Genomic DNA, 17,141 nt, shown 5'->3' with positions numbered 1-17,141 from the left:
TTAATCTATGGGGAAAATTGTTATTGCCTATCAATCATTTACCGGCAGCTGCAAGGCGCTGGCCGAGGCTGTGGCCGAAGGTGTCGAGCAGGCCGGGGGCAAGGCCGAGGTCAAGAATATAACCGACACCCAGCCGGCTGACCTGGCCAGTGTTGACGGCTTTATCCTGACTACCACACAGCCATTTCAGTCCCTGGCCGGGGACACCAAGAAGTTTTTTGAGACCGTATGGCCGGCCCGTGAACAGGTTAAGAAAAACCTGCTCTTTGCCGCGGTTATCTGCAATGCCAATGAGGCGACGGACTCAGCGGCGGCGCTGGACAAGTTCACCACTTATCTCGGCTGGAAAAAAGCTGGTGACTGGGTGCTGGTTGCCCCGGCTGAACTTGAAGCCGGCAAGATAAGCGCCCGACAGCTGGGCATAGCCGTAGCCCAGGGAGGCTAAATAAAATAATATTGCGTAGTAACTCTTAGCCGGGGGGTTGGTTGTGCCAACCCCCCGCTTTTTTACGGAATCAGTTCTAACAGCGGTTCAGCCAGGTCTATGGGTACGAACAGGTAAATCCCGGTACCCTGGGCCAGTGAAGCCAGACCGATGACCTTGCCGTTCATGGTGAACAAACCGCCGCCGCCGCTGCCCTGGCCTATCGGTACTTCACTCTGGATGAAGTAATAATCATCAGCGGTGCGCAGCGCGGATACTATGCCGTAGGTGAAAGTGGCTGGACCTGGTAGTTCATCGCTCATGGGATATCCGGCGGCAATAACCGCCTGGCCGGTTTCTAACCCGGACATGCTGCCCATTTCCGCGGCCGGGAAGTCAGTGCGGTCGCTGTCGATTTTTAACAGCGCCAGGTTGGCTTGGGCGTCAATATCAACGATTGACGCGTCAAATTCCTCCCCGGTATTGAGGGTGACCCTGACATAGCTGGGGTTGTCGACATTATGCAGTACGGTGAGTATATATCCCTCCGGGCTGACCAGAACACCGGAGGCGAAGCCGCGGAGTCCGGGACCGGGAGCGGTTATCCTGACCGTTACCGGGTCAATATCGTCTATCAGTTTGCTGAAGCTGGAAGCCGACGTATTATTGCCTTTATTGTAGTTGTTGATGGTTTCGGCAAGAGCGGCGGCCTCAGATTGTGCCTGGTTGTATTCCGCTTCCAGAGCATCTATGCTTTGCAGCAACAGATTGTTGGAAGAGGCGATTTCCCGGCTGCGGTTTTCAGTTTCGGCCAAGTCTTGATTAATTGTGTCCTGCGCCATGTAAATGGCGGCGTTGCCGATTATGACGGCGGTCAGGACTGCGGCTGTGGCAAAATATTTAATATTCATTCTCGGTTTTCCGTTTAACTGCCCAGGGCGTCCTGGATAATTGGTTTTACCGCGTCAATGGGTACGGCGGTGTTTATGCCGGCGGCAAAACCGTATGAAGGGATGCCGATCAGTTCTCCGCTGGTATTGAAAAGCCCGCCGCCGCTGTTGCCGGGATTAATGTCGGCGTCTATCTGGATGTAATCCACCTGGGAGTTGGGATTGAAGGAATTACTGGAAGTCATGGTGCGGATGGCGGAGATTATGCCGGAATTAAAGGTAGCTGGTCCCGGCAGCTCTTCGCCCAGGGGGTAGCCCCCGGTCAGTATTTGTTCACCGACGGAGGCATTGGCTGATGAACCCAGGGTGATGGCCGGCAGGTCGGTGCGCGTGGTGTTCATTTTAAGCACAGCGGAATCAAGGTCAATATTGCTGGCAATGACATCGGCAGTATAGGTTTCTCCGTCCATCAAGGTAACCTGGACAGAAGTGGCGCCGTCAATGACGTGCTGGTTGGTCAGGACGTACCCGTCAGCTCGGATAATGGTACCGGAACCGGTGCCGCCGCCGAAGCGACTGGCTACTTCAACGTACACCACTGATGGCTCAACCATTTTTACCAGGTCGGTAAAGTTGATGCAGCCTTGACCGCCTGGTGTATCGGACATCTCTTCAACCGTCTGCTCCAGGGCGGAGATGACTGACGATAAAGCGTCAGCTTCTTCCTGGCGGTCGGCCAGGCTGCTTTCCAGCTCGGCGCGGCTGTTTTCCAGCGCTGACAGCCCGGTTTCGGTTTCAGACAGGCTGTTATTAGCCTGCCAAAGCAGGCCGCCGTTGAAGGCAGTACCGATTAGCAGTATGCCGATAAAAAAACTCAGCAGCCAGCGGTTCATATTGCAGCTCCTTCAACCAAGCCCGAGACGGAGGTTGAAGTCAGAGCGGAATAACCTGCCTGACGGGCCTGGATATCGTTGCTTGTCATTATACAACGGAAATGTGGATAAATTATGAAACGGATAAAATCATCCGTTTCCCTAATCGGCATTACTTTCTTCACATGCTCTCCGGCGCTGACATCCCCATCAGGTGCAGCGTTCGGGACAGGACGGTGCGGGCGGCTATCATCAGTTTGAGCCGGGCCTTGGAAAGGCATTCATCATCGGAAACTACGCGGCAATCCTTGTAGAAGGCGTGGAAGGCGGTAGCCAGTACCTGTGCGTAGTAGGCCAGGTGATGCGGTTCCAGTGTTTCGGCTACCTGGCCGATTACTTCCGGCAGGAGCAGCATTTTACGCAGCAGTTCCAGTTCCGCCGGTTCAATCAGCTTGGTTACGTTGCCGTCAGTGTAGTCTATTCCCCGTTCGCCGGCCAGGCTGATGATGGAGCAGATGCGGGCGTGGGCATACTGGACATAATATACCGGGTTTTCCGCCGATTGCTTTTTAGCCAGTTCCAGGTCAAAGTCCATCTGGGAATCAGCGCTGCGCGACAGGAAATTGAAGCGGCAGGCGTCAGCACCGACTTCGTCGAGGACTTCCCTTAAAGTTATAATCTCTCCGCTGCGCTTGGAAAGCCGTACCTGTTCTTCCCCGCGGCGCAGGGTAACCAGCTGCGATATGATTACATGTAGGCGTTCCGGGTCTATGTCCAGGGCCTGCAGTACTGATTTCATCCGGGACACATGGCCCTGGTGGTCGGCGCCCCAGATGTTGATGCCCTTGTCGAACCTGCGGCGGACAAATTTATCATAATGATAGGCGATATCGGTAGCGAAATAGGTTGGGGCGCCGTCGGAACGGACGATAACGTTGTCCTTGTTTTCACCCAGGGCGGTGGAGGCGAACCAGACCGCTCCTTCTTTTTCCGTAATATAACCTGCTTTTCTGAGCAGGTCGATAACATTTTCATATTCGCCGCTGTCATACAGGCTCTGTTCGGAAAACCAGCAGTCGAAGCTGACTCCCAATTCAGCCAGGTCCTGCCGGATAAGACTCAGCATTTTTTCAAGTCCAATAGCGCCGAGTCGGTCCATGGCTTCACTTTCCGGCAGATCGGCAAAGGAAGCTCCATTTTCCCCGACGATTTCCGCGGCAAGCCGCAACATGTATTGTCCGAAATAGCCTTCGGCCGGCATTTCGGCATCACGTCCCATTTCCTGCAGATAACGGGCGTACAGCGAACGTTTGAAAGCCGATACCTGGTTGCCGGCGTCATTAACATAGAACTCCTGCTGAACGTCAAAACCGGCCGCCTTAAGCGCCAGCGCCAGGCTGCTGCCCAGCACGGCACCACGACCGTGGCCGACATGAATCGGTCCGGTTGGATTGGCGGAAACATATTCTATCTGGATTTTTTTGTCTCGGCCGAGGTCGATGTTGCCGTATTGCTGGCCGGTCCTGATAATAGCCTCGACCTGTTCAATAATCCATTCATCGGAGAGGGTAAAATTGATGAATCCCGGCGGAGCTATCTCCACCTTGCTTATTTCCGGGACCTCCGGGATAAAGTCGATGATGGCCGCGGCGATATCCAGTGGTTTCATGCCGGTGGAACGGGCCATTTTAAGCGGCAGGGAAGCGGCATAATCACCATGGGCGGCTTTCTGCGGGTGTTCTACGGTCACTGGAGGCATGGATACTGAAGGCAGGCGCCCTGCTTCCCTGGCTTTGACGGCGGCCTGGGAAACGAGGTCGGTTATAACGCTTTTTACTGCAAGGATTCCGTTCAAGTAATTATCTCCATTAAATGATATTGAAATAGAAATAAATTATAGCATACTTGCATCGCATCGCTTTGCCGGAGCGGCGGGTGTATTTCGGCAAAACATGGGTGTTAGGCGGCTCATCTGAAGGAACATATACGCCGGCGGGAGGGTCAGGCCGGGGCTAATTGTTGAGCAGTTCCTGTTCCTTGTCCTTGCCCAGCTGGTCCGCCTTGAACACATAGCTGTCGGTCAGTTTCTGCAGGTCATCCTGGGCACGCTTGGATTCATCCTGGGATATTTCCTTGGCTTTCTCCAGTTTCTTGATATGTTCCATCGCGTCCCGGCGCAGATTGCGGATAGCTACCTTGTCATCCTCAACCCGCTTGTTGACCATCTTGGTCAGCTCGACGCGCCGTTCCTGGGACAGCGGCGGAATGGACAGGCGTATAACCTGTCCGTCATTTGAGGGAGTCAGTCCCAGGTCGGATTTCATGATGGCCTTTTCAATCGGACCCATCATGGTGCGGTCCCAGGGCTGGATGGCCAGCATACGGGCATCAGGCACCGAAACGTTGGCCAGGTGGTGTATCGGTGTCGGTGTTCCGGCGTAATCAACACGGACATGCTCAATTATGGCTGTGGATGCCCGGCCGGTGCGGATGCCCCCCAGCTCCCGGTGAAGCACCTCAATGGATACTTTCATCTTTTTTTCGGCTTGTTGCATGATTTCAGGAATACTCATAATTATTAACTCTCGCTTGATATTAATGTGCCGACGGCGCCACCGGTAACCGTGCGTCGCAGGTTGCCATCGGCGGTCATGTCAAAGACAATGATCGGCAGTTTATTCTCCAGGCACAGCGACAGGGCGGTGGCGTCCATCACCCGGAGCCGCTTGTTCAGTGCTTCCAGGTGGGTCAGTTTTTGATATTTTACCGCGTCCTTGTGCTTCAGGGGATCAGACGAATAAACGCCATCCACCCGGTTTTTGGCCATCAGCAGCACCTGGGCTTCAATTTCTATGGCCCGCAGCGCGGCGGCGGTATCGGTGGTCATATAGGGATTGCCGGTACCGCCGGCGAATATGACTACCCGGTTTTTTTCCAGGTGGCGGATGGCGCGGCGTCGGATGAAAGGCTCGGCCACCTGCTGTACGGTGATGGCTGACTGGGTGCGGGTACTGACGCCTTCTTTCTCCAGCAGGTCCTGCAGTGTCAGGGCGTTGATGACGGTGGCCAGCATACCGGCGTAATCAGCGGTGACGCGGTCAATGCCGTCCCTGGCCACAGCAGCTCCGCGCCAGATATTGCCGGCTCCGACTACTACTGATACCTGGACCCCGATGTTGGTAAGGTACTTGATCTGGTGGGCTATGCCGCGGATAGTGGGGATGTCTATCAGCCCCCGGGCATCACCGGCAAAGGCTTCGCCGGACAATTTGAGCAGGACTCTTTTGTATTTGAGCACCGGTGCCTGAACCGGTTTTTCCGTCTGCCGCGCAGGGACGGCCGAAGAGTCAGGACCGGAATCCGGGGTAGTCTGAGAGTTGGCCACGGTTGCTTCAGCCTCCTCGTTTTTCTCTATATATGGCCGGTGCTTCAAGCGCCGGGGCATACCGCGTTTCAGGGACAGGCAGGCCTTTATCCGCCCAGTTCGAAGCGGGCGAACCGCTTCAGCCGGATATTTTCACCGGTGCGGGCGATGACCTCAGTGATGAGGTCGTTAATACTCTTGGAAGGGTCCTTGATGAACGGCTGGGAGAGCAGGCAGGCGCTCTCAGCTTCCGCTTCGCAATCTGTCGGCTGGTCATTTTCAGAGAGGTATAACGGACACATGGCCGCTACCTGCATGGCAATGTCATGCGCCAGTTCCTTGAACTCGTCGGTCCGGGCTACAAAGTCAGTTTCACAGTTAAGCTCGATGATGGCACCCACCCGGCCGCCGGTGTGAACGTAGGCTTCAACCAAGCCCTGGCCGGTAGCCCGCTCAGCTTTTTTGGCCGCCTTTTGGAAACCTTTGGCCTGAAGGGCTTCAAAGGCCTTATCAATATTGCCTTCGGATTCAATCAGGGCATTGCGACAGTCCATGACTCCGGCGCCGCATTTATCTCTTAATTCTTTAACTGTTTCTGCTGGTATCTGCAATTTCAAAACCTCGTATTAGTAAATTAGTCAGGAGCTATTCCGCGGCTTCTTTTTCAGCCGCGACCGGTTCCTCTTCGGTATCTGTCTCATCCCCGCTGATAAGAGAAGTCTCTACCTGTTCAACCTCGACCTCGGCGATGTCCTTGTTCACCGCCAGGACGGTATCGGCGACTTTACCGAGTATCAGCTTGATGGCCCGCATGGCGTCATCATTGGAAGGAATGAGGTAGTCTATGCCTTCCGGATTGCAGTTGGTGTCAACCATAGCCACAATCGGGATGCCCATACGCTGGGCTTCAGCCAGGGCAATTTTCTCCTTGGTGGGGTCGATGATGAACACCACGTCCGGCAGAGCGGTCATTTCCTTGAAGCCGCCCATCATCTTGTTGAGGCGGGTCATCTCATCGGCCAGTTTGAGCTGTTCCTTTTTAGGCAGGCGGGCCAGCTCACCGCGGGCGTGCTGGTCTTCCAGCCTGACCAGGTAGTCTATTCGGTTCTGGATGGCGGCGAAATTGGTCAGGATTCCGCCTATCCAGCGCTGATTGATATAGTACATGCCGGCGCGGTTGCACTCTTCGGCGACGATGTCCTGGGCCTGCTTTTTGGTGCCGACTACCAGTATCTTGCCGCCCTCGGCGACCACACTTTCTATGAATTCCAGCGCTTTATCCAGCATGACCACGGTTTTATCCAGGTCAATTATATGGATGTCATTGCGCTTGGTGAAGATATATTTCTTCATCTTGGGATGCCAGCGGCTGGTTTGGTGACCGAAGTGCGCTCCGGACTCCAGCAACTCTTTGATATTGGTAGTTGTAATCGGCAAGTGAAACTCCTCCTATATTAAGGCACGCGTATTTAGCCAAGTAGAAAGTATAACACAGCAGTATAGCATAATGCCAAGCAGGCGGGCAACGGTAAATCAGGGTTCAGTCTTGGGTAATCAGTATTCAGTTGACGCTGAGGAAGAGATAATTGTTTTTGTTTTGGCGACCCTCTTCCAACTCAAGGAAACGACTCCTCTTTTCCAGATTTGAGAATTTTTCATTCAATCGTGAGTCGTTTTGCCAATTCAAACCAAAACAAACCAATTCAAAACTCAGAGTTTTATATTTATGATTTATCAGTAGTTTAGAGTTCTCAGTTCTCAGTTTTCAGTTATCCGCTGATTAGTATTCAGTTTTTGTTTCCCGGTGTCCGGTTTTTGGTGATATAGGGAATTGGATTCCCGGCTTTCGCGTAGGATGACACAACCACTGCAGGATGGAGCTTTCCAAACCTCCAGATACGGAACATATGATAGCATATCCCTGTTTCAGACGTAAGGGGTAGACGTTACACTTTGCCCGGGAAATTTTTATCCGCTTTCTTGGATAATGACAGCTGTTGAGTTATTTTTTATTCTGCCGCAGTTTATCCACGCTGCATTCCAGGCACAGGCCGTTGTGGCAGCAGATGGTTCCGCCGCATTCCGGGCAGCGCCACCTGGTTTCTTCCTGCTGTAGAAAATTTTCCATGCCGTGTTCTTTAATGAACAACAGGTTATCTATCATGCTCATAGAGTGTTTCTCGCGGTAGCGGCGGTCAAGGTCTTTCAGCCGTTTGCAGGGAAAATCCGCGCATTCATAGCAGAAATGGACAAGTCCTTTGGAGACCACGCCGCAGTGCCCGCTCATGAAAGTGCAGTTCTTGCCGCGAGGCCGGCAGCCCGGACAATAGCGCCGGTTGAAGCCCTTGCGGTTAAGGTCAGTTTTCATCGCCAGGTAACTGACGCATAAACCACAGTTCATGCCGCAGGGGGCTATAAGCTGTTCTTCCATAATCAAACGCAATATTTCATTAAAAGGTGGCGTATTATTCTTTCAATCTCATTTTTTCTATTTCATGCTTTTCTACATATAAGGAACGAATTTAGCTAAATAAAGAACGACTGAGGATAAATCAAGGTTTTCTCAGCCGTTCTTTATTAATCATTTTTATTCAATTAGTTCAGATGCTTTAATGTTTCTAGTAGGCCGTCCAGCCGCCGTCCGCGGTTATGATAGCCCCGTTGACGAAGCTGGAATCATCGGAAGCCAGGAAGAGGGCGATTTTGGCGATTTCCTCGGGTTCTCCCACGCGGGGATTCAGATTCATGCCGGCCATGGCGTTGTCCATGCCGAATTTGTTGGGACTGGTGAGTGTAGCCCCGATGTTGGTATTGACCGCGCCCGGGGCGACAGCATTGCAGCGGATGCCCAGTTTGGCGTACTGGAAGCCGACATTCTTGGTCAGGCCGATGACGGCGTGCTTGGAAGCGGTGTAAGCGGCTCCGGCCCGTGAGCCCAGCAGGCCGCCGGCGGAGGAGATGTTGATGATGTTGCCGGACTCTTTTTTTACGAATATTTTCAGCGCGGCACGAGTAGCCCGCATGGGACCGGTGGAATTGACGGCGAAGACTTTGTCCCAGAGTTCATCGGTGATGTCGCCCGCCGGGACAAAATTGTCCATGATGCCGGCGTTGTTGACCAGGATATCCAGCGTGCCGTAGGTCTTGACCGCTGCATCGACCATATTCTGGATGTCTTCTTCTTTGGTCACATTAGCCACCACAGCCGTGGCCGCGCCTCCGGCGGACGTGATCTCTTCGACCACTTTGTCAGCGGTTTCCCGGTTCATGTCCGCGGCGATTACCCTGGCTCCCTCACCGGCGAAAAGCAGCGCCATGGCCCTGCCCATTCCGGAACCGGCGCCGGTGATTACGGCAACTTTGTCTTTCAGTTTCATCTCGATTTACCTCTTTCTATATTGTAGTAGCGACGGCGGATACTAATACCAGTACTAGTTCCGGTTCGCCGTTATATAATAACTGATTAGAGGCAAGATGAGAAGACCTGAAAAAACCATGTTTTTCAGGTCTCGCAGACGGGGGTTACTGCTGGCGGACAACCATCAGCGGCAGGTCGGAATCGGCCAGCAACTTATGGGTAACTGATTTGCTCCGCCAGGTGGAAACCACTGAAGCGGTGGCCATCACCACCATGTCCGCTCCCAGGACGCGGGCGGCGGAAGTGATGAGACGGGCGGAGTCATCGCCGATGTCAACCCGGGTATCCGCCTCCAGGCCTTGGTGGCGCAGTTTTTCAGCCAGCGATTCCAGGTAGTCACTTACCCGATCCTGTTCGTCCAGTGATTTTTTCATGTTGTGGAGACCGCGGTCACCGACCAGGTCGGATTCAGGTTCCGCCTCCAGCATTTCCTTGACCATGCTGAAAAGGGTTATTTCCGCGCCGCTGGCTTTGGCCAGGGCAGCCGCCGGCGCCAGGGCCTGTTCCGAACCGTGACTGCCGTCCAGCGGTACCAGGATATGATTGAACAGCGGTTTGCCCTTGACCACCGCTTCCGGCGGCACCAGCATAGACGGACAGCCGACCTCGCGGAATACGTCATCAAAGACCGAAGCCGCCGAACGCGACTTGGAGGCGACGCTGAGTCCTTCCCGAATCATTATGATCAGGTCAGTGCCGTTCTGTTCCACGTAATCATGTATGACCGGCGCCAGTTGGCCGAACTGGATTACCGCGGCGGCGGAAGGCGCCGAACCGGTGTCGGCACCCGGACCAAATCCGGAGGCGACCATCTCAGCCCGTTTTTCCAGGTAGAGCCGGTGCATGGTGTGGTTCAGATTATGGCTTTCATCACAGGCGTGGAGCAGGATGATTTCCGATCCCAGGCGGCGGGCAAGCGTCTCGCCGTAGGGTATTGCAGCTTCTGCAATGTCTGAGCCGTCAAGCGGAATGAGTATTTTATTAAACAATTGACCACTCCTTGCGCCTTTTTTGGTTCTATTCAGGATACTCAATTTTACCTTTTGAGTCAATATAGCCCATTCGGTAAATAATCATACCGTTTGAATCCGCACCTTCGGGATGCTAGACTTCTGGCCATTATAATGATAATTATCGGAATTACCGGGGGCATCGGCAGCGGCAAGAGCACGGTGGGCTCCATGCTGAAAGAAATGGGGGCGGCGTTTATTGACGCCGATAAGGTAGGGCACCGGCTGCTGCGGAATGACGAGGCGCTGAAAAAGCGGATCGTGGAACAGTTCGGTCAGGGCATCCTGACCGAGGCCGGTGATATTGACCGGAAGAGACTAGCCGCGATAGTTTTTAATGACGCGGCCGCGCTGCGGTGCCTGAATGAAGCGACGCATCCGGCCATCAACCGGGCGGTGGGGGCGGAAGTGGCCGCGCTTAAAGCTGAAGGCTATCGGGTAGTGGTTATTGAGGCGCCGCTGCTGGTGGAGGCCGGCTGGACCCGGGAAACTGATGTCATCTGGCTCACGGAGGCGCCGCCGGAGGTGGTCTTGCAGCGGCTGGTAGAGAAAATGGGTTACACGGAAGCCGAAGGCCGGGCGCGCATTGCCGCCCAGACCTCGAATGAAGAGCGGCGGCGCTACGCTTCCGAAGTCATTGATACCGACACCTCTCTTGAAGAACTTCGGGACCGGGTAGCCGGATTATGGCGGCGTCTTAAGCCCTGACCTTTATATAACCCAGACCATCGCGCAGCGGCATCGGTTTGAAGCCGAACTGGTTTTCCACCGAATCAGGGTCGGTAGTGTTCTCGATTTCCATGGACTTGAACTCCGCCATGCTGATGGGCGGATTGGACAGCAGCTTGTCCATGACCGCTACCGCCGGCAGCATCAGCGGCCGGGGTACTTTTATCTTGAATTTTTTCTTGCCCATCGCCCGGAGAAGCTGGTTCAGCATATTCTCGTATGTCATGATTTCCGGACCGCCGACGGGGCAGCTCTGGCCGCTTTTTTCACCGGCTACCATTTTGAGGATGCAGCTGACCACGTCGCCCACCCAGATGGGCTGCAGGCGGCTTTTACCGTCCCCGGCGATGGGGACTATAAACGGCACCATGTTGACCGAGCGAACCAGGGAAGCTATGAAGCCTGCTCCCTCGCCGAACATGACCGACGGCTGGAGAATGGAGTAATCAAGCCCTGAGTTTTTCACCGCTTCCATTCCCAGCCACTTGGAGTGCAAATAGGTGTAGCGCGGGTCGGCTGAGGCGCCGAGGATGCCCATGTGGATGAATCTTTTCACGCCGGCTTCACGGGCGGCATTGACCATGTTCTGTGTGCCGATGACGTTGACTTCCCGGAAAGTGGCCCGTTTGTTTTCCCGGATAATGGCTACCAGGTGGATTACGGTATCAACGCCGTCAAGCGCGGCGCGCAAGCTGTCAACATCGGTAACGTTGCCGATAGCCAGTTCGGCGCCGGGGGCCTTGATGCGGGCTCCTTCAGCCTGATTGGTAACCAGGCAGCGCAGCCTGAGTCCGTCCTTCTGCAGCCGGGGAATCAGGTGGCTGGCTACAAAACCACTGGCTCCGGTGATAAGTATCATCACTGTCCTCCTGTGAATGATTTGCCGCTTACAGTATAGCGTGAAAATTTACCCGACGATAGGGGGTATTTACATTAATTCCGGAGTGTTATAATTTTAAGAGGATGATGAATATGCAGCCTGCTCTACTGTGGGACAAACTGGACGGCAACAGAGTCAAATGTCGTACCTGCCAGTGGTATTGCCGCATCAATGACGGGCATTACGGCGTTTGCCGGATGTACCGCAACGAGGCCGGGCAACTGTTCAACCTGAATTACGCCCGGGTTTCTTCCATGGCCGTTGACCCCATAGAAAAAAAGCCGCTGTACCATTTTTATCCCGGCTCAAAAGTTTTTTCCCTGGGAACCTGGGGCTGTAATTTTCATTGCCGCGGCTGCCAGAACTGGGAGATAGCCTGTCCGGAAACGGATGACGGACTGCTGCGATCCCGCCGGCTCCTGCCGGAACAGGCGGTGATGATGGCCCTGGAAGCCGACTGCGGCGGCATAGCCTGGACCTATAATGAGCCGTCGATATGGCTGGAATATACTCTGGAAACGGCCAGGATGGCCAAAAAACAGGGTCTTTATACTGTGTATGTAACCAATGGCTACGCTTCAGCCGAACAGCTTGAGGCCATCGGGCCTTACCTGGACGCCTGGCGGGTGGACATTAAGGGTTTCAGTGACGCAGCCTATCGGAAAATCGGGGGCATATCCCATTTTGAAGGCATCCTGCGCATCGCCGAGCGGGCAGCCAGAGACTGGGCGATGCACCTGGAAGTGGTCACCAATATCATACCCGGGATAAACGATGATGATAAGCAGCTTTCCGGTATCGCCGGCTGGATAGCCCGTGAACTGGGGCCGCTGACTCCCTGGCACGTCACCCGTTTTTATCCCCGCCGGCAGATGGATAATCATGAAGCAACGCCGCCGGCAACGCTGGAGCGCGCCCGCCGGCTGGGACGGGCGGCCGGCCTGGAATTCGTTTACCTAGGCAACTTGCCCGGCAATGAATACAGCAATACGGTTTGTTACCACTGCGGCCGCGAAGTGGTCCGTCGCAGCGGCTTCAGCGCCGTTGCAACCGGACTCGACGGCGCCCGCTGCCGTTATTGCGGCGCCGAGCTGAACTTCCGGCGCTAAAGCGGCGGGGTAAAGCATTATTAATAAGGAGGCACCGGAAATTATGGCCATGATAAGACACCCGATCGCGTCGGGTAAATTTTACCCGGGCACCGCGGAACAGCTGCGGGCCTTTATCGAGTCTTTTGTGGAAAAAACCGATGAAAAAATTGAGGCGGCGGGCATTATATCTCCCCACGCCGGCTATATTTATTCCGGCGCCGTCGCCGCCTCGGTAATGGCCCGGATTGAGCCGGCTGACACCTATATTATTCTTGGCCCCAATCATACCGGCATGGGTAAGCCGTTCAGCATCATGACCGTCGGCTCCTGGCAGACGCCGCTGGGGGAGGTGCCGATAGATTCGGAACTGGCGCAGAGCATCCTGGTCAATTCCAAGTATCTGCAGGAGGACCGCACTGCCCACCAGGGGGAGCATTCCATTGAAGTTCAGCTGCCGCTGCTGCAGTATTTCAAGCCCGATCTCAAAATAGTGCCTATCGTGCTGGCGGTGGCTACGCTGGAGGTGTACCGGGAAATCGGCGCTTCTATTGCCCAGGCCATCCAGGAATCGCCGGGCAAGAAAGTGGTGATGGTAGCTTCTTCCGATATGACCCATTATGAACCCCAGCAGGCGGCGTCGGCCAAGGACCAGCGGGCGATTGAGGCGATACTGGCCATGGATGAAGAAGCTCTGCTGCAGCGGGTGATAGGGGAGAGGATTTCCATGTGCGGCTACGCTCCGGCGGTAGCCATGCTGGCTGCCGCCAAGACCATTGGCGCCGGTAGCGCCGAGCTGGTGCGCTACCAGACCTCCGGCGATGCCTCCGGCGACTTTTCCTCGGTGGTCGGCTATGCCGGCATCATTGTCCATCGCCGTCCCAAATCGCCGCTGGTAAGCCTGGCCCGCGAGGCAGTGGAGACTTTTACGCGTCATCGAAGGATGATTAAACCGCCGGCGGAACCGGCGCCGGAAATGCAGCAGCAGGCCGGGGTATTTGTTTCTATTAAAAAAGAAGGCAAGCTGCGGGGCTGCATCGGTACCTTCGAACCGTCTCGGCCGAATGTAGCTGAAGAGATTATCGTTAACGCTGTTGCCGCCGCGACTCGCGACCCGCGATTTTTACCCGTTTCCGAGGATGAACTGGAGCAACTGAATTACAGCGTAGACGTACTGACGCCGCCGGAACCGGCTGAATTTGAAGAGCTTGACCCGGCCCGATACGGTGTCATCGTGGAAAGGGGCCAGCGGCGGGGGCTGCTGCTGCCGGACCTGGAAGGGGTAAGTACCGCTGAGGAACAGGTAAGCATCTGCCGCCAGAAGGCTGGCATTGGGCCGGATGAGCCGGTTAAGCTGTACCGTTTTGAAGTAAAAAGATACCGCTGAAGGATTGACCTGATTCGGTTGATCCGGGACCTGAACGGAGGCCGGTTGGGGAGAAGCAGAAATGCCGCAGGACATGTTTGAGGCTCACTTTGAAAAAATGAAGAATGAAACGGCCCCGCTGGCGGCTCGGATGAGACCGCGGTCGCTCGATGAATATATCGGACAGGAACACCTGGTGGGAGAAAACCGGGCGCTTCGCCGGGCTATTGATGCCGGGGAATTGCCGTCCATCATACTCTGGGGACCTCCCGGTTCCGGCAAAACCACCCTGGCGCTCCTGATGGCCAGGGCTACCAGCGCCTATTTCGCCCAGGTCAGCGCCGTCAGCGCCGGCGTGGCCGACCTGCGGAAAGTTATTGAACAAGCAAAACAGCGTCGGCTGGCCCAACAGCAGCGAACCATACTGTTTATTGATGAAATACACCGTTTCAATAAGGCTCAGCAGGATACCATTTTACCGTATGTGGAGGACGGCACGGTTACTCTCATCGGGGCGACTACGGAAAACCCTTCCTTTGAGGTGATTTCACCGCTTCTGTCGCGAGCCCGTACCTATGTGCTGAACGGACTGACGTCGGAACAGGTAAAACTACTGCTGAAAAAGGCCGCCGCTGACCGGGAACGGGGCCTCGGGGAATCCGGGGTGGTTTTAGACGAGGACGCGGTTGAGCATATCGTCAGCCTATCATCCGGAGATGCCCGCATTGCGCTGAATATCCTGGAACTGGCAGCGAGAACCACGCCTCCTGACGAAAACGGGCTGCGACCGGTGACAGTTGAGGCGGTGGGAGACGCGGCCCAGGCTAAGACTCTGCTGTATGACCGCGCCGGTGAACAGCACTTTGATATTATATCCGCTTTACATAAAACTATGAGAGGCTCCGATCCGGACGCCGCTATCTACTGGCTGGGACGGATGCTGGAGGCGGGAGAAGATCCGCTGTACGTGGCCCGGCGACTGGTGCGTTTTGCTTCCGAGGACGTGGGCATGGCTGACCCGCAGGCGCTGGTAATCGCCGTGGCTGCCCAGCAGGCAGCGCATTTCCTGGGTATGCCGGAGGCCAACACGGCGCTGGCCCAGGCGGTGGTTTACCTGGCCACTGCTCCGAAAAGCAATTCAGTTTATGCCGCATATAAAAAGGTACAGCAGCATATTGCCGCTCATCCGATTGAGCCGGTGCCGCTGCACCTGCGGAACGCACCCACCGGCCTGATGAAGCAACTTGGCTACGGCAAAAATTATAAATACGCCCATGATTATCCGGGTCATTTTGTCCGGCAGCAAAACCTGCCGGAATCATTGGAAGACCAGAAATTCTATCATCCATCGGACCAGGGTTATGAAAAAGAGGCGGCCGCCAGGCTGCGGCGGTGGTTCGCCAGCCGGGGAGGCGGGGAATCCGGCGGACCTGACTCCAAGTAAGCCCGGCGCCGGATAAGGTTAATCCCGGTTTTTGAGCATTTTTCCTGTTGCCCCGGGGGTAATCGTATGCTAATATAGCCTTAAACATAAAAGTGAATGGTCGTTCAATGAAACACAAGTTCAATACGCTGAAAGAAAAGAAATCAGAGATAGCCCTTGGCGGCGGTGAAGCCAGGGTCAAGGCGCAGCACGCCCGCGGCAAGCTTACCGCCAGGGAGCGCATCGAAAAACTGCTGGATGACGGTTCATTTGTGGAGCTTTCAGCTTTCTGCACCCACCGGTCATCCGATTTCAGCCTGGACGCACAGCGGCATCCCGGTGACGCCGTGGTTACCGGCAGCGGTACCATCGATGGCCGGCAGGTTTTTATCTATTCCCAGGATTTCACTGTGCTGGGCGGTTCCATTTCCGAGGTGGTCGGCCAGAAAGTACGGCAGATCATGCAGATGGCCATTGACTCCGGTTCACCGCTGATTGCCGTCAATGATTCCGGCGGCGCCCGCATCCAGGAAGGGGTGGCCAGTCTGTGCGGTGTAGGTGATATTCTGCTGCTGAACGCGCTGGCTTCCGGCTCGATCCCTCAGATTTCCATTATCGTCGGCCCTTCCGCCGGCGGGGCGGTGTACGGTCCGGCGCTGACCGACTTTGTCTTTATGGTCCGCGGTATGGGGCAGATGTATATTACCGGCCCTGACGTGGTCAAGGCAGTTACCGGTGAAGAGGTTACCCACGAAGGCTTGGGCGGTGCTGATGCCCACGCCAAAAAAAGCGGGGTGGCCCATTTCACCGCTAATTCCGAAATGGAATGCTTTGAACAAGTGAGGCGCCTGCTGTCCTTTCTGCCGTCCAGTTATAAGGAAAAGCCGTTGCGGCAGCCGTCTAAAAAAGGCGCTGACCGACATCATGACGAGTCATTGAACAGTATCGTTCCCGAAGATTCGCGCCGGGGTTATGACATGAAAAAAATCATCAGCGCGGTAGCCGACAACGGGGAATTCCTGGAGGTCCAGGCCGCTTTTGCTCCCAATATCATTGTCGGCTTCTGCCGCATTGATGGCCGCAGTGTCGGCATCGTGGCCCAGCAGCCCTGCTACCTGGCCGGTGTGATTGACATCAACGCCTCTGTCAAGGCCGCCCGATTCGTGCGCTGCTGCGATTCCTTTAATATTCCGCTGGTCAGTTTTGTAGATGTGCCCGGCTTTCTGCCCGGGGTGGAACAGGAGCATGGCGGCATCATCCGTCACGGGGCCAAGTTAATCTATGCCTACGCTGAGGCTACGGTGCCCAAAATTACCGTCATCACCCGCAAGGCCTACGGCGGCGCCTATATTGTGATGAGTTCCCGCCACCTGCGCGGCGACATCAACCTGGCCTGGCCGTGCGCCGAGATAGCGGTTATGGGCGCTGAAGGGGCGGTTTCCGTAATCCAGCGCAAGCAGATAGCCGGGGCGGCTGATCCGGCGGCAGAGCGCAGCCGCTGCGTAGCCGAATATCGTGAAAAATTTGATAATCCCTACCAGGCGGCAGCCATGGGGTATATTGACGATGTCATTATCCCGGCCGAGACCCGTTCTTATCTGATAAAATCACTGCAGGTGCTGGATGGCAAGCAGGCGGTTAATCCGCCTAAAAAACACGGCAACATGCCGCTGTAAT

Annotated in this window: 17 protein-coding genes; 6 read left to right on the top strand and 11 right to left on the bottom strand. The window is 55.2% G+C overall.

Annotated elements, in window-relative coordinates; translation table 11 throughout:
- Window positions 1-7 precede the first annotated feature (7 nt).
- Entirely contained in the window at window positions 8-445 is a 438-nt protein-coding gene (locus ACZ48S_RS06785; protein WP_464211962.1) for a flavodoxin, read from the top strand.
- A gap of 62 nt (window positions 446-507) precedes the next feature.
- Here the strand turns inward: ACZ48S_RS06785 and ACZ48S_RS06780 are convergent, their stop codons facing one another.
- The 10 genes from ACZ48S_RS06780 to ACZ48S_RS06735 all read right to left on the bottom strand — a co-directional run bounded on the left by ACZ48S_RS06780 (window position 508) and on the right by ACZ48S_RS06735 (window position 9,957).
- Entirely contained in the window at window positions 508-1,335 is an 828-nt protein-coding gene (locus ACZ48S_RS06780; RefSeq protein WP_464211960.1) for a S1C family serine protease, read from the bottom strand.
- Between the two features lie 14 nt (window positions 1,336-1,349).
- Window positions 1,350-2,207, bottom strand: a complete 858-nt coding sequence (locus ACZ48S_RS06775) for a S1C family serine protease (protein WP_464211958.1) — start codon at window positions 2,205-2,207, stop codon at window positions 1,350-1,352.
- 160 nt (window positions 2,208-2,367) lie between these two features.
- Window positions 2,368-4,041 (bottom strand): arginine--tRNA ligase, encoded by a 1,674-nt coding sequence (gene argS / locus ACZ48S_RS06770; protein ID WP_464211956.1) that lies wholly within the window; start codon window positions 4,039-4,041, stop codon window positions 2,368-2,370.
- A gap of 157 nt (window positions 4,042-4,198) precedes the next feature.
- The gene (frr, locus tag ACZ48S_RS06765; protein WP_464211954.1) at window positions 4,199-4,759 is read right to left on the bottom strand and encodes a ribosome recycling factor; all 561 of its coding nucleotides are present in this window, start codon (window positions 4,757-4,759) and stop codon (window positions 4,199-4,201) included.
- Between the two features lie 5 nt (window positions 4,760-4,764).
- Entirely contained in the window at window positions 4,765-5,631 is an 867-nt protein-coding gene (gene pyrH / locus ACZ48S_RS06760; RefSeq protein ID WP_464211952.1) for a UMP kinase, read from the bottom strand.
- A 26-nt stretch (window positions 5,632-5,657) separates the two neighbouring features.
- Window positions 5,658-6,161 (bottom strand): translation elongation factor Ts, encoded by a 504-nt coding sequence (locus tag ACZ48S_RS06755; protein ID WP_464211950.1) that lies wholly within the window; start codon window positions 6,159-6,161, stop codon window positions 5,658-5,660.
- Window positions 6,162-6,195: 34 nt separating this feature from the next.
- Complete coding sequence (gene rpsB, locus ACZ48S_RS06750) at window positions 6,196-6,981, bottom strand: 30S ribosomal protein S2 (protein WP_464214580.1); 786 nt, start codon at window positions 6,979-6,981, stop codon at window positions 6,196-6,198.
- Window positions 6,982-7,552: 571 nt separating this feature from the next.
- The gene (locus ACZ48S_RS06745; RefSeq protein ID WP_464211948.1) at window positions 7,553-7,981 is read right to left on the bottom strand and encodes a DUF3795 domain-containing protein; all 429 of its coding nucleotides are present in this window, start codon (window positions 7,979-7,981) and stop codon (window positions 7,553-7,555) included.
- Between the two features lie 187 nt (window positions 7,982-8,168).
- Window positions 8,169-8,927 carry an SDR family oxidoreductase gene (locus tag ACZ48S_RS06740; protein WP_464211946.1) on the bottom strand — a complete coding sequence of 253 codons (759 nt, stop codon included), beginning with the start codon at window positions 8,925-8,927 and terminating at the stop codon, window positions 8,169-8,171.
- A gap of 145 nt (window positions 8,928-9,072) precedes the next feature.
- Window positions 9,073-9,957, bottom strand: coding sequence for a universal stress protein (locus ACZ48S_RS06735; RefSeq protein WP_464211944.1), 885 nt, complete (start codon window positions 9,955-9,957; stop codon window positions 9,073-9,075).
- A 135-nt stretch (window positions 9,958-10,092) separates the two neighbouring features.
- On the opposite strand from ACZ48S_RS06735, the gene coaE reads away from it, so the two are divergent.
- A complete protein-coding gene (gene coaE / locus ACZ48S_RS06730; RefSeq protein ID WP_464211942.1) occupies window positions 10,093-10,686 on the top strand; it encodes a dephospho-CoA kinase in 594 nt (197 codons plus the stop codon).
- On the opposite strand, the gene ACZ48S_RS06725 is transcribed toward coaE, so the two are convergent.
- Complete coding sequence (locus ACZ48S_RS06725; protein WP_464211940.1) at window positions 10,676-11,566, bottom strand: complex I NDUFA9 subunit family protein; 891 nt, start codon at window positions 11,564-11,566, stop codon at window positions 10,676-10,678. The two genes, coaE and ACZ48S_RS06725, sit on opposite strands and share 11 nt — an antisense overlap.
- A gap of 113 nt (window positions 11,567-11,679) precedes the next feature.
- Between ACZ48S_RS06725 and amrS the strand changes: the two genes are divergently transcribed.
- The 4 genes from amrS (at window position 11,680) to ACZ48S_RS06705 (ending at window position 17,140) form a co-directional block, all read left to right on the top strand.
- A complete protein-coding gene (amrS, locus tag ACZ48S_RS06720; protein ID WP_464211938.1) occupies window positions 11,680-12,696 on the top strand; it encodes an AmmeMemoRadiSam system radical SAM enzyme in 1,017 nt (338 codons plus the stop codon).
- Between the two features lie 43 nt (window positions 12,697-12,739).
- Window positions 12,740-14,062 carry an AmmeMemoRadiSam system protein B gene (amrB, locus tag ACZ48S_RS06715; RefSeq protein WP_464211936.1) on the top strand — a complete coding sequence of 441 codons (1,323 nt, stop codon included), beginning with the start codon at window positions 12,740-12,742 and terminating at the stop codon, window positions 14,060-14,062.
- Window positions 14,063-14,123: 61 nt separating this feature from the next.
- Entirely contained in the window at window positions 14,124-15,485 is a 1,362-nt protein-coding gene (locus ACZ48S_RS06710) for a replication-associated recombination protein A (RefSeq protein WP_464211934.1), read from the top strand.
- Window positions 15,486-15,592: 107 nt separating this feature from the next.
- Window positions 15,593-17,140 carry an acyl-CoA carboxylase subunit beta gene (locus tag ACZ48S_RS06705; RefSeq protein ID WP_464211932.1) on the top strand — a complete coding sequence of 516 codons (1,548 nt, stop codon included), beginning with the start codon at window positions 15,593-15,595 and terminating at the stop codon, window positions 17,138-17,140.
- Window position 17,141 lies beyond the last annotated feature (1 nt).

Source organism: Dehalogenimonas sp. NIT-SK1 (genome assembly GCF_055384165.1).
This window is presented reverse-complemented; position numbering and strand designations above follow the sequence as displayed.